Source organism: Plantactinospora sp. WMMB782 (assembly GCF_049179135.1).
Classification (GTDB): Bacteria; Actinomycetota; Actinomycetes; order Mycobacteriales; family Micromonosporaceae; genus Plantactinospora.
On the sequence record NZ_JBMHMC010000007.1, the window covers coordinates 4,206,300 to 4,217,898 of the forward strand.

Here is an 11,599-nt window from a genome sequence, read left to right on the forward strand (position 1 = left end):
GTTTCGACGTACCCCGAGAATCCACCGTCGGGACTGGCGGCGGCTCTGGCGGTACTGCCGGTGCGGGCACCGCTGGGGGTGTCTCGGTCTGCTCCCGCCGCAGGTCCCGGCGTCGCCGCCACCCGTTCCGGTGCCGCCCGAGCCGAGGCCGTCGGTGCGTGGGCGGGTACGGCCGGCGAACCAGGGGCAGTTGCGGGACTGGAACGTCCCGACCGGCGTGAACGGCGCTCGGCATGCCGGCCGTCGGGTGCCGGCCAAGATCGAGCCGTCCCGCCACACCGGTTGGTCAAGGGGCGGCAAGCGGTGACCGGGCCCGCGCCGGGCGGTCGACGTACCGGTCGGGAGGCGGACGGACGGCCGGAACGGGCGCATCTGCCGCAACGGCCGGCCTGGCTCTGCCGGGCCTGTGGGGTGGAGTGGCCCTGCCTGGCCGAGGCGTTCGCGGCGGCGATGGGGGACCTCTACCTGCTCAATCCCGAGCCGGGGCCGGACCCGGCCCGGATGTACGCCCGGTTCCTGGGCTGGGTCGCTCCGCGCATGGAGATCATCCGGCGGCGGGAGCAGGCGTCCGGCTTCGCCGATCCCGCCGGCCCCGCCGACCCGTCCGGTTCAGTCGGGCAGCCGGGCGAGGGATAGTTTCGCCAGGATCTCGTCCACCGTCTCGTCCGGCGTCTGGTCGGAGTTGTCCAGCCAGAGGCCGAGCCGGGGTGTGCCGTCGCGCACGGCCGAGTCGAGCGCCCGCACCGTCCACGCGCCGTACCCCGATTTGGTCCGGCCCTGCTCGCGGCGGTGGATCACCTCCGGACGGGGCACCAGCACGACGGCGAAGCGCGGCCGGGTGGCGACCAGGCCCAGGTAGTCGGCCCAGACGGGACCGAGGACGACATCCTGGAGTACCGCCGTGAAGCCGGCCCGGGCGTAGCCGTCGGCGGTCGCGGCGGCGAGCTGATAGCGCAACCGGAGCTGCCCGGCGGCCTCGTCCGGCTCCTCCGGGGTGAACTCCCGACGGCCCGAGACGATCATCCGGCGGAAGGCGTCACCCCGGACGTGCGCGGCCCGGGGCAGCCGCTCGGCGAGCCGCTGGGCCACGGTGGACTTGCCGGTGGCCATTGCCCCGGTCAGCACCAGCACGGCGGACGACAGTTCGATCATCTCAGCGACCGAAGGTACCGCACGCTGGCCTGCGGCCCAGCGGGTCGTTCAGCACTGGGTGGCTGTTTCGAACTGCGCTGCGCCGTCCTCTCCGAGCCCAGCAAACCCCCGTGTACTAGCGTCAGAGCTGTGACGAATCGCATCTCCCCGTACGAACCCCTGACGCTGGAGCGCCTCGGCGTACTGCTCGCCGGGGCCGACGAGGTGCGGCGGTGGCGGCTCGTGGCGGAGTTCCTGGAAGAATACCGGTGGGAACCAGTCGACTCTCGCCGAGATCTTTTGACGACGGAGCCGGCTCCCACCGGAGACGAGCGCTGGGACGTGTTTCTCGCAGCCCTGGCAGAGCATCTGTCGGCGAAAGACGGACGCGGTGCGCCGCGGTGGGTTGAGTCGCGTTCGCTGCGGCGGCTCTGGTTTCCCTTCAATACCCGAGCGGCCCGGGTCGATGCGATGGTGCACGCCCCAGCCGCGTTTCGACGTCGCGGCGTATACGTTGCCGCCCAGGAGTTGAACGTCGCGTGAGCGCTGCCGATCCGCTGTTGGATCGTGCTGCGATCGAGGATGCCTTTCGCCGGCTGGGAGATCGGCTGGCCCGGCGCGGGGTTGTTGCAGACTTGTACGTTTTTGGTGGCGCGGCCATGGCCCTGGCTTACGATGCCCGTCGGGCGACCCGCGATATCGACGCCGTGTTCCGACCGCACGGCATAGTGCTGGACGAAGCTCGGGTGGTCGCCGACGAACTGGGCCTTCCGTACTAGTGGCTCAACGAGCAGGCGAGTGCTTATGTTGCACCCGGCGGCGATGCGACCGCCCCACGCGTCTTCGATCACCCCGGACTGCGGGTCGGGCTCAACCCCGTGACGTCGGGTCGAACTGGGCGCTGTAGGCGGCGGCGCCGGCCACCGACTCGGCGCCGAAGGTGACGTGCCCGACCGGCACCCGCCCGCCCACCGCCTCGATCACCTGGGCGACGGCCGGCACCGGGAAGCCGCCGCACAGTTCGATAAGCCCGACGCCCTCCTCGACCAGTTCCAGGGCGATCGACGCGGCCAGCGACTCGTCCGGTACGGGCACCAGCGTGGTGCGCTGGCCGGCGCGGTCCAGCACCACCCGGTCGGCGACCGGATCGGCGCCGGGCTGTCCGTAGATGTACGCCCAACTGGTACTCACCTCGACAACTCCTTCGTCCGCTCGGAGGACACCATCGTCGTACCTCAATGGTGGTTGAGGTCAACCCGTTCCCTCCGGTGGGGGAAGCGGGTCACTCCGGTACGTGAGGTGGGCGGGGGCGCGGGCCCGGATGGTGGGGACATCGGGGCTGGCCAGCGGGTGCGGCCCGGCTACGTCGAGGAGGCAACCACGATGGTCAACGTCGAACAGGTCGGCCGGGCGGAGGACCGGACCGCCGAGCGGCGCCGGTACCGGACCGGCTACCTGGCCGCCGGCAGCAGCGCACTGCTCGGGTCGCTCGCGCTGGTCTGGACCGTCACCGGTCGCGGCTACCCGTTCGGCACCGCCGACCCGGACGGGGCCGGCAGCCTGCTCTGGCGGGTACCGGCCGAGGTCGGTGCGCCGCTCTTCGCGGTACTGCTGCTCGGCGCGGCGGTCACCGCGCTGGCGACGACCGGCCCGCACGCGGTACGCCCGCCCGGGGCGGCCCGGCGCGCGCTGCTCGGCTACGGCTGGCTGGCGGTGGCCGTACTGCTGCTCGTCGTGCCGGACGTGCAGGTGCTCACCTATCTCGGGTACGCCCCGATGTTGATCGGAGGGTTGCCGTTCGGCTGGCCGCCGGTGGACCACTCCGAACTGTTCACCCTGGCGCTCGGCTACAAGGTGCTCTCGGTCGCCACCGGGCTGCTGCTGGCCCGGACCGTACTCGCCTGGCAGTTCCGTACCGCCGGAGCCTGCCCGTGGTGCGGGCGCCGGGCCGGCGGGGCGGGCTGGACCTCGGCGGAGTCGGCGGCCCGCTGGGGGCGGTGGGCCGTCGGGATAGCGGCGCTGATCCCGGTGCTCTACGCGGTCACCAGGTTCGCCTGGGCGGCCGGCATCCCGCTCGGGATCACCGACGGGTTCCTCCGCGAGATGCACCGGACCGGGCTGGTCTGGGCCGGCGCCGGCCTGGCCGCGTTCGGGGCGGTCGGTGCGGTGCTCACCCTCGGGCTGGTGCAGCGGTGGGGCGAGCGGTTCCCGGGCTGGATGGTCGGGCTGGCCGGCCGGCGGGTGCCGGTCAAGCTGGCCGTGGTCCCCGCCACCGGGGTCGCGGTGGCGGTCACCGCCGCCGGGCTGGCCCTCTACGGGCAGCCGGAACTCCTCGCCGAACTGGGCGGCGGCAGCCTGACGCTGATCCCGATGGCGCTCTGGCCGGTCTGGGGGATCGCGCTCGGCGCCGCCACCCTCGCCTACCACCTGCGCCGCCGGGGCGCCTGTGCCCACTGCTGACCAGCGCGGCGGCCGACCGGCGGCGGGGACCCGCTCAGTCGCCGCCGCGCTGGGAGAGCAACGTGCCGACGATCACACCGCCCAGCACACCGAACGCGATCCCCAGCCCGATGTTGCCGATCAGCAGCCCGAACAGCACCCCGGCGGACACCCCGAGGCCGATCGCGATGCCGAGCTTCGTCCCGGTTTCGCTTGGTGTGCTCATGACCCTCCCCGTTTCGTGAACGGGCCGGCGGTACCGGCTGATCTTGACAGCTCGGTGCGCGACCCGCGATCGACACGATCGAGAGCTAGCGTAGGTGCGTGACGGAAACTTCCCAGGTCCCACCGACCCCGCCGGCCGAGCTGCCGGGCACCCTCGGCGCGCTGCGCGCCGCCGGGCACCGGTACCGGACCGTCAAGCAGGAACTCCGGGACAACCTGCTGGCCCGGCTCCGGACCGGGCAGCCCCGCTTCCCGGGCATCGTCGGCTACGACGAGACCGTGCTGCCCGAGGTGGAGCGGGCGCTGCTGGCCGGGCACGACATGGTGCTGCTCGGCGAGCGCGGCCAGGGCAAGACCCGGCTGATCCGCGCCCTGGGCCAGCTCCTCGACGAGTGGACCCCGGTGATCCGGGGTTCGGAACTGAACGAGCACCCGATGCACCCGCTGACCCCGGCGGCCCGCCGGGCGGTGCGGGAGGCCGGCGACGAACTGCCGGTCGGCTGGCTGCACCGGTCGATGCGGTACGGCGAGAAGCTCGCCACCCCGGACACCAGCGTCGGCGACCTGATCGGCGACGTGGACCCGATCCGGGTGGCCCAGGGGCGTACCCTCGGCGACCCGGAGACGATCCACTTCGGGCTGGTACCCCGGACCAACCGGGGCATCTTCGCGGTCAACGAGCTGCCCGACCTGGCCGAGCGGATCCAGGTGGCGCTGCTCAACGTGCTGGAGGAACGGGACATCCAGGTACGCGGCTACCAGCTCCGGCTGCCGCTGGACCTGCTGCTGGTGGCGAGCGCCAACCCGGAGGACTACACCAACCGGGGCCGGATCATCACCCCGCTCAAGGACCGGTTCGGCGCCGAGATCCGCACCCACTACCCGCTCGACCTGGAGCTGGAGCTGGAGCTGATCCGGCAGGAGGCGGAGCTGGTCGCGGCGGTGCCGGAGCACGTGATCGAGGTGCTGGCCCGGTTCGCCCGCGCGGTGCGGGAGTCCCCGGCCGTGGACCCGCGCTCCGGCGTCTCGGCCCGGTTCGCGATCGCCGCCGCCGAGACCGTCTCGGCCGCCGCACTGCGCCGGGCCGGGCTGCTCGGTGCCGGTGGCCCGGACGGGCAGCCGGCGGCGCCGGCCGACACCGAACCGGTGGCCCGGGTCGGCGACGCGGTCTCGGTGACCAGCACCCTGCGTGGCAAGGTCGAGTTCGAGAGCGGCGAGGAGGGCCGGGAGGTCGAGATCCTCGGCCACCTGCTCCGGACCGCCACCGCCGAGACCTTCCGGGCCCGGCTGGCCGGGCTGGACGTCTCCGGCTTCACCGCGCTGGTCGCCGACGGTGCGGTCGTCGAGACCGGCGAGCTGGTCGGCCCGACCGAGCTGCTCAGGCAGGTCGGCACCGTGCCGGGGCTGGCGAAGGCGCTGGACCGGCTCGGGCTCGGCGACGCGCCGACGCCGGCCGAGGCGGCGGCCGGGATCGAGTTCGTACTCGAAGGGTTGCACCTGACCCGGCGGCTGGCCAAGGACGTGACCGACGAGGGACGTACCCGCTACGGCGGGCGCAGCCCCGACGGCGGCCGGAGCCCCGGCGAGCGCTCGGCCCGCGACGACGACTGGGCCTGACCGTGGCCGGCGGAAACCGTTTCCGGTACGGCTCCTGGCGCGGTGGTCCCGACCCGCTCGCCCCGCCCTACGACGTGCGGGCCGCGGTCGACTCGGTCGGCTCCGAGGTGCTGTCCGGCGGCAGCCTGCGGGAGGCGCTGCGCAACCTGCTGCGGCGCGGCCCGCAGGGCCGGGGTGGCCTGGACGACCTGGTCGCCCGCGCCCGGCGGCTGCGCCGGGAGGCGCTGCGCCGGGGTGACCTGGACGGCGCGGTGACCCGGTCCCGGGCCCTGCTCGACCAGGCGCTGGCCGCCGAGCGCGACGAGCTGCGCGGCCGGGACGACGACGACGCCCGGTTCGCCGAGGCGGTACTCGACAACCTGCCCTCCTCGACCGCGCGGGCGGTGGAGGAACTGGCCGGCTACGAGTGGGTCAGCGACGAGGCGCGGGCCGCCTACCAGCAGATCCTCGACGGGCTGCGCCGGGACGTGCTGGAGCAGCGGTTCAGCGGGTTGCGCGACGCGATGCAGGGCGCCGCCGCGAACCCGGCCGCCCAGCGCCGGCTCGCCGAGATGCTCGGCGACCTCAACGACCTGCTGGCCCGGCACGACCGGGGCGAGGACACCACCGACGCGTTCGCCGAGTTCATGCGGCGGCACGGCGAGTTCTTTCCGGAGAATCCGGGCACGGTGGACGAGCTTGTCGACGCGCTGGCCCGGCGGGCCGCCGCGGGGGAGCGGCTGATGCGTTCGCTGTCGCCGGCCCAGCGCGAGGAGCTCTCCCGGCTGATGGAGTCCTCGCTCGGCCCGGAACTGGCCGGGCAGCTCTCCGCGCTGGACGCCAACCTGCGCTCGCTCCGCCCCGACCTGGCCTGGGACCGCCGGGAGCGGGTCCGGGGCGACCAGCCGCTCGGCTACGGCGAGGCGGCCGGGGCGCTCGGTGAGATCGCCGACCTGGACGACCTGCTGGACCAGCTCGGCCAGGAGCACCCGGGGGCGACCCTGGACGACATCGACGTGGAGTCGGTGCGGCGCAACCTGGGCCGGGACGCCGCCGACGACGTACGCCGGCTGCGCGAGCTGGAGCGGGAGCTGCGCCGGCAGGGCTGGCTGACCCGGGGCGCAGACGGGCTGGCCCTGAGCCCGAAGGCGTTGCGCCGGCTCGGCGGTACCGCCCTGCGCCGGATCTTCGCCGAACTCTCCACCGGCCGGCAGGGGCAGCACGAACTGCGCTCGGCCGGTGCCGCCGGTGAGGTGACCGGCGCCTCCCGCCCGTGGGAGTACGGCGACGAGCAGCCGCTCGACGTGGTGCGTACGCTGGCCCGCGCGGTCCGGCGCGGCGGTGCCGGGGTGCCGGTGGCGCTGGCGGTCGAGGACTTCGAGGTGGTGGAGACCGAGCGGCGCGCCTCGGCGGCGGTGGCGCTCTGCGTCGACCTCTCCTTCTCGATGATCTCGGAGGGGCGCTGGGGGCCGATGAAGCAGACCGCGCTGGCGTTGTCACACCTGATGGCCACCCGCTTCCCGCAGGACGCGTTGCAGATCATCGGCTTCGGCCGGGAGGCGATGCCGCTGACCCAGCAGGAGCTGGCCGGGGTGGAGCCGGACATGGTGCAGGGCACCAACCTGCAACACGCGCTGATGCTGGCCGGCCGGCACCTGCGCCGGCATCCCGGCGCCGAGCCGGTGGTGCTGGTGGTCACCGACGGCGAACCGACCGCACACCTCGATCCGGAACTCGGCGGCGGGGTCTTCAACTGGCCGTCGCTGCCGGAGACCATCCAGTTGACGGTCGCCGAGGTGGACAAGCTGACCCGGTACGGCGCCACGATGAACCTCTTCATGCTCGGCGAGGACCCCGGGCTGCGCCGGTTCGTCGACGCGATGGCGCGACGCTGCGGCGGCCGGGTCTTTACCCCGGACCTCGACGACCTCGGCGAGTACGTCGTCTCGGACTACCTGCGGTCCCGGCGCGGCCGGCGGCCGAACGGCTGACGGTGGGAGCGTTCCCATAATCCGGGACGTCATGATCTAGAAATCACCCGCAGCATTACCTTCCTGTTAACCGATGGGAGTAAATATGCTGCGTGGTCAATTCTTCGGGCGGCTCTGCCTGGCCGGTACGGCCGCCCTGATCGCCCCGCTCGTCACCTTCGGCGCGCCGCCAGCGGCCGGCCAGCCCGCCCCGGACCGTGCCGCCACCCTCGCCGGGCAGGCCGCCCCGGGCGGCGTCGCGGCGGCGGCGGTCCCGCTGGACCAGCTCACCGTCAGCACCACCCAGCTCGCCTTCGGGCTGCAACGGCCGACCGCGATCTTCGGCCTCGACGACGGCAGCGACCGGCTGCTGATCGCCGAGAAGCAGGGGACGATCCGGGTCTACCACCCGGAGACCGGGCTGGCCGCCGCGCCGCTGCTGGACATCCGGGACCGGGTCGACACCTCCGGCAACGAGCGCGGCCTGCTCGGCCTGGCCACCCCGGCGAACTTCGCGCAGACCCGGACGCTGTACGTCAGCTACACCGCCCTGCCCGACGGCGCGGTCACGCTCTCCCGGTTCACCCTCGACTCGGCCGGACAGAACCCGATCCCGCCGGAGGGGGAGCAGGTGATTCTGAGCCAACCGCACAGCGAGTACTCCAACCACAACGGCGGGCACGTCACCTTCGGCCCGGACGGTCACCTCTACTGGAGTCTCGGCGACGGCGGCGGCTCGGACGACGTACTCAACTCCGGGCAGAACCTGAACACCCTGCTCGGCAAGATCCTCCGGCTCGACGTCAGCCGCTCCTGCGACGGTCGGCCGTACTGCGTACCCGCCGACAACCCGTTCGTGGGCACCGCGAACGCCCGGCCGGAGATCTGGGCGTACGGGCTGCGCAACCCGTGGAAGTTCTCGCACGACCTGGGCGGGGACGGGTCGCTCTGGATCGCCGACGTCGGCCAGGGCACCTACGAGGAGATCGACCACCTGCGGGCGGACCAGGGCGGCGCCAACCTCGGCTGGTCGTGCCGGGAGGGGCCGCAGGTCTTCGACCCCGACCGCTGCCAGGCCGGCGCGCAGTACGTCGAGCCGGTCTACTCGTACCGCACCTCCACCGACGGCTGCGCCGTGATCGGCGGGTACGTCTACCGGGGCCAGGAGTACGCCGACATCGCCACCGGCACCTACCTGGCCACCGACTACTGCTCCGGTACGGCATTCGTGGTCCGGCCCCCGGCCAGCCCCGGCGGTGCGTACGCCACCCGGGCACTCACCGAGTTGACCATCCAGCCGACGAGCCTCGGCCAGGACGCGAACGGCGAGCTGTACCTGGTCAACGACCTGCCCGGCCAGCTACACAGGATCGAGTTCGGCAGCACCGCCCCGCCGGCCGCCTGCCTGGTCGGCTACCGGGTCGACCAGCAGTGGGGGACCGGCTTCAACGCCACCGTGACGGTCACCAACACCGGCACCGAGCCGGTCAGCGGCTGGACGGTGGGCTGGACCTTCCCGGGGGCGCAGCGCGCCGGCACCTTCTGGAACGCCACCGGCAGCCAGTCCGGCGCGGTGGTGACCGCCCGGAACGCGAGCTGGAACCCGAGCATCCCGCCCGGCGGCAGCGTCACGTTCAGCTTCCTGGCCAGCAACACCGGCCCGAATCCGGCACCGACCAGCTTCACCCTGAACGGCAACACCTGCGGCTGAGCCCGACGGAGAGGGGACTCCCGCCCCCGGTTGTGGCGGGGGTCCCCTCATCAGCCCGAAGGTGCCCGGAAGGTGCGGCGGTAGGTGCTCGGCGGCACGCCGATCCGCTGGTGGAGCTGCTGGCGCAGCGCGGCGGCGGTGCCGAAGCCGGACCGCCGGGCCACCTGGTCGACGCCGAGGTCGGTGCTCTCCAGCAGGATCCGGGCCTGCTCGGTGCGCTGCCGCAGCAGCCACTGTGCCGGGCTGAGCCCGGTCTCCTCGCGGAACCTCCGGGTGAAGGTCCGGACGCTCATGCTGGCGTGCCCGGCCATCTGGGCCAGGGTCAGCGGCTCGTGCAGCCGGGCCTGGATCCACTCCCGGGTCCGGCCGGTGCCGGTGGCGGTCAGTTCGGGCAGCGGTCGCTCGATGTACTGCGCCTGCCCGCCGTCCCGCCAGGAGGGCACCACGCAGCGCCGGGCCGTCCGGTTCGCCACCCCGCTGCCGTGGTCGGTCCGGATCACGTGCAGGCACAGGTCGAGCCCGGCCGCCACCCCGGCCGAGGTGAGCAGGTCGCCGTCGTCGACGAAGAGCACCGCCGGATCCAGCCGTACGCTCGGGTGGAACCGGCGGAACCGGGCCGCGTACGCCCAGTGGGTGGTGGCCGGGCGGCCGTCCAGCAGGCCGGCGGCGGCGAGCACGAACGCACCGGTGCAGATCGACATGATCCGTGCGCCCCGCTCGTGTGCCGCCCGCAGTGCCGCCCGGATCTCCGGGTCGACGGTGCCCACGGTCAGCGGCGCACCGTCGTGGATGCCGGGCAGCACTATCGTGTCCGCCCCGGCCAGGATCTCCAGCCCGTGGTCCGGCAACACCTGGAATCCGGCGGTGCTGCGGACCGGCCGGCCGCCGACCGAGCAGGTGGTGATGGTGTAGAGCGACTCGCCGTCGGCGTTCCGGGCGGTGCCGAAGACCTGGGCCGGGGTGCCGAGGTCCAGCCCGACCACACCGTCCAGGGCGAGCACCACCACCCGGTGCGGCCGCACCGGTCGAATCCCTGGCGTGACTGTGGTCACCCGCTGCTCCGCTCTGCCGAGGACGTTGGCCCGATTATTGCGCATCATGGCTCTCCGGCCACTCGTCCCCGCACCCATCCGGCCCGCACACTCGTCCGGTGAGTCCTCGCCGCCGCCTGCACCCCGCCTGGATCGTCGCCGGCGTCGCCTTCGTCGCGCTGGTCGGCGCCGCCGGCTTCCGGGCCACCCCGTCCGTGCTGCTGCACCCGCTGCACGCCGAGTTCGGCTGGCCGCTCGCCACCATCTCCGCCGCGGTCTCGGTCAACCTGCTGCTGTTCGGGCTGACCGCACCCTTCGCCGCCGCCCTGATGGACCGGTTCGGCATCCGGCGGGTGGTGGCCGCCGCGCTGACCCTGGTCGCCGCCGGCAGCGGACTCACCGTGTTCATGCGGACCAGCGCCGAGCTGATCCTCTGCTGGGGCGTACTCGTCGGGCTGGGCACCGGGTCGATGGCACTCGCCTTCGTGGCCACGGTGACCGGGCGGTGGTTCGTCCGGCGCCGGGGGCTGGTCACCGGGGTACTCACCGCCGGAGGCGCCGCCGGGCAGCTCGTCTTCCTGCCGCTGCTGGCGAACCTGGTCGCGGCGTACGGCTGGCGGGCCGCCGCGCTCGTGGTGGCCGGCGCGACGCTGGCCGTCGTACCCCTGGTGGTGTGGCTGCTCCGCGACCACCCGGCGGATCTCGGGCTGCCTCCCTACGGCGCGACCGAGGTCGTGCCCGCGCCGGCCCGGACCGGCGGGGCGGCCACCCGGGCGCTGCGTGCGCTGCGCACCGCCGCCCGGACCCCGGCCTTCTGGCTGCTCGCCGGCGGCTTCGCGATCTGCGGCATGTCGACGAACGGCCTGGTCGGTACGCACTTCATCCCGGCCGCGCACGACCACGGGATGACCGAGACCGCGGCGGCCGGCCTGCTCGCCCTGGTCGGGCTCTTCGACATCGCCGGCACCATCGCGTCGGGCTGGCTGACCGACCGGTTCGACAGCCGGGTGCTGCTGGCCGCCTACTACGCGCTGCGCGGGCTGTCGCTGATGGTCCTGCCGAGCCTGTTCGGCGACTCGGCCCGGCCGAGCATGCTGGTCTTCGTGATCTTCTACGGGCTGGACTGGGTGGCCACCGTTCCGCCGACCGTGGCACTCTGCCGGGAGTACTTCGGGTCGAGTGGCGCCGTGGTGTTCGGCTGGGTCTTCGCTGCCCACCAGCTCGGCGCGGCGGTCGCGGCGACCGGTGCCGGGCTGATCCGGGACCAGCTCGGCAGCTACACCCTGGCCTGGTACGCCGCCGGGGCGCTCTGTGCCGCCGCCGCACTCTTCTCGATGCTGCTCCGCCGTCGCCCCGGCCAGCCCACCACCGCCCCGCCGCGGTCCGCCGGCAGCTCTACCGCCCCGGCCGTGCCCACCGGCGGCTCCGCAGCCCCGGCCGGGACAGCGGTGTCGGCAGGCTGACGGGACAGTGACGGCAACCCGACAGTCGATTAC

General features: G+C 73.6%; 12 protein-coding genes. 8 read left to right on the forward strand and 4 right to left on the reverse strand.

Annotated elements, in window-relative coordinates:
* The first annotated feature begins 303 nt into the window (after window positions 1-303).
* Window positions 304-636 (forward strand): hypothetical protein, encoded by a 333-nt coding sequence (locus ACN28A_RS21205; protein WP_421397329.1) that lies wholly within the window; start codon window positions 304-306, stop codon window positions 634-636.
* Here ACN28A_RS21205 and ACN28A_RS21210 read toward each other — a convergent pair.
* Complete coding sequence (locus ACN28A_RS21210) at window positions 610-1,152, reverse strand: AAA family ATPase (RefSeq protein WP_421397330.1); 543 nt, start codon at window positions 1,150-1,152, stop codon at window positions 610-612. The genes ACN28A_RS21205 and ACN28A_RS21210 overlap by 27 nt on opposite strands.
* Before the next feature lie 129 nt (window positions 1,153-1,281).
* On the opposite strand from ACN28A_RS21210, the gene ACN28A_RS21215 reads away from it, so the two are divergent.
* Together ACN28A_RS21215 and ACN28A_RS21220 are read left to right on the forward strand one after the other, a co-directional pair.
* Window positions 1,282-1,674 (forward strand): hypothetical protein, encoded by a 393-nt coding sequence (locus tag ACN28A_RS21215; protein WP_421397331.1) that lies wholly within the window; start codon window positions 1,282-1,284, stop codon window positions 1,672-1,674.
* Window positions 1,671-1,910, forward strand: coding sequence for a hypothetical protein (locus ACN28A_RS21220; RefSeq protein WP_421397333.1), 240 nt, complete (start codon window positions 1,671-1,673; stop codon window positions 1,908-1,910). Before ACN28A_RS21215 ends, ACN28A_RS21220 begins: the two co-directional genes overlap by 4 nt.
* Before the next feature lie 91 nt (window positions 1,911-2,001).
* Here the strand turns inward: ACN28A_RS21220 and ACN28A_RS21225 are convergent, their stop codons facing one another.
* Window positions 2,002-2,322, reverse strand: coding sequence for a DUF6506 family protein (locus ACN28A_RS21225; protein WP_421397335.1), 321 nt, complete (start codon window positions 2,320-2,322; stop codon window positions 2,002-2,004).
* Between the two features lie 108 nt (window positions 2,323-2,430).
* On the opposite strand from ACN28A_RS21225, the gene ACN28A_RS21230 reads away from it, so the two are divergent.
* On the forward strand, window positions 2,431-3,591 hold the full coding sequence (locus ACN28A_RS21230; protein WP_421397336.1) for a hypothetical protein: 1,161 nt from the start codon (window positions 2,431-2,433) through the stop codon (window positions 3,589-3,591).
* A gap of 34 nt (window positions 3,592-3,625) precedes the next feature.
* Here the strand turns inward: ACN28A_RS21230 and ACN28A_RS21235 are convergent, their stop codons facing one another.
* On the reverse strand, window positions 3,626-3,796 hold the full coding sequence (locus ACN28A_RS21235) for a hypothetical protein (protein ID WP_421397337.1): 171 nt from the start codon (window positions 3,794-3,796) through the stop codon (window positions 3,626-3,628).
* Window positions 3,797-3,894: 98 nt separating this feature from the next.
* Between ACN28A_RS21235 and ACN28A_RS21240 the strand changes: the two genes are divergently transcribed.
* The 3 genes from ACN28A_RS21240 (at window position 3,895) to ACN28A_RS21250 (ending at window position 9,072) form a co-directional block, all read left to right on the forward strand.
* Entirely contained in the window at window positions 3,895-5,412 is a 1,518-nt protein-coding gene (locus ACN28A_RS21240) for a magnesium chelatase (RefSeq protein WP_421397338.1), read from the forward strand.
* Window positions 5,413-5,414: 2 nt separating this feature from the next.
* Window positions 5,415-7,382 carry a vWA domain-containing protein gene (locus tag ACN28A_RS21245; protein ID WP_421397339.1) on the forward strand — a complete coding sequence of 656 codons (1,968 nt, stop codon included), beginning with the start codon at window positions 5,415-5,417 and terminating at the stop codon, window positions 7,380-7,382.
* 85 nt (window positions 7,383-7,467) lie between these two features.
* Window positions 7,468-9,072 (forward strand): PQQ-dependent sugar dehydrogenase, encoded by a 1,605-nt coding sequence (locus ACN28A_RS21250; protein WP_421397340.1) that lies wholly within the window; start codon window positions 7,468-7,470, stop codon window positions 9,070-9,072.
* A 50-nt stretch (window positions 9,073-9,122) separates the two neighbouring features.
* Here the strand turns inward: ACN28A_RS21250 and ACN28A_RS21255 are convergent, their stop codons facing one another.
* A complete protein-coding gene (locus tag ACN28A_RS21255) occupies window positions 9,123-10,094 on the reverse strand; it encodes a GlxA family transcriptional regulator (RefSeq protein WP_421397341.1) in 972 nt (323 codons plus the stop codon).
* 128 nt (window positions 10,095-10,222) lie between these two features.
* On the opposite strand from ACN28A_RS21255, the gene ACN28A_RS21260 reads away from it, so the two are divergent.
* Complete coding sequence (locus tag ACN28A_RS21260) at window positions 10,223-11,566, forward strand: MFS transporter (protein ID WP_421397342.1); 1,344 nt, start codon at window positions 10,223-10,225, stop codon at window positions 11,564-11,566.
* Window positions 11,567-11,599: the final 33 nt, after the last annotated feature.

Excerpts from the sequence above, each read along its gene's own strand:
- ACN28A_RS21210 (WP_421397330.1), bottom strand. The coding sequence starts at position 1,152 with ATGATCGAACTGTCGTCCGCCGTGCTGGTGCTGACCGGGGCAATGGCC.
- ACN28A_RS21235 (WP_421397337.1), bottom strand. The coding sequence starts at position 3,796 with ATGAGCACACCAAGCGAAACCGGGACGAAGCTCGGCATCGCGATCGGC.
- ACN28A_RS21250 (WP_421397340.1), top strand. The coding sequence starts at position 7,468 with ATGCTGCGTGGTCAATTCTTCGGGCGGCTCTGCCTGGCCGGTACGGCC.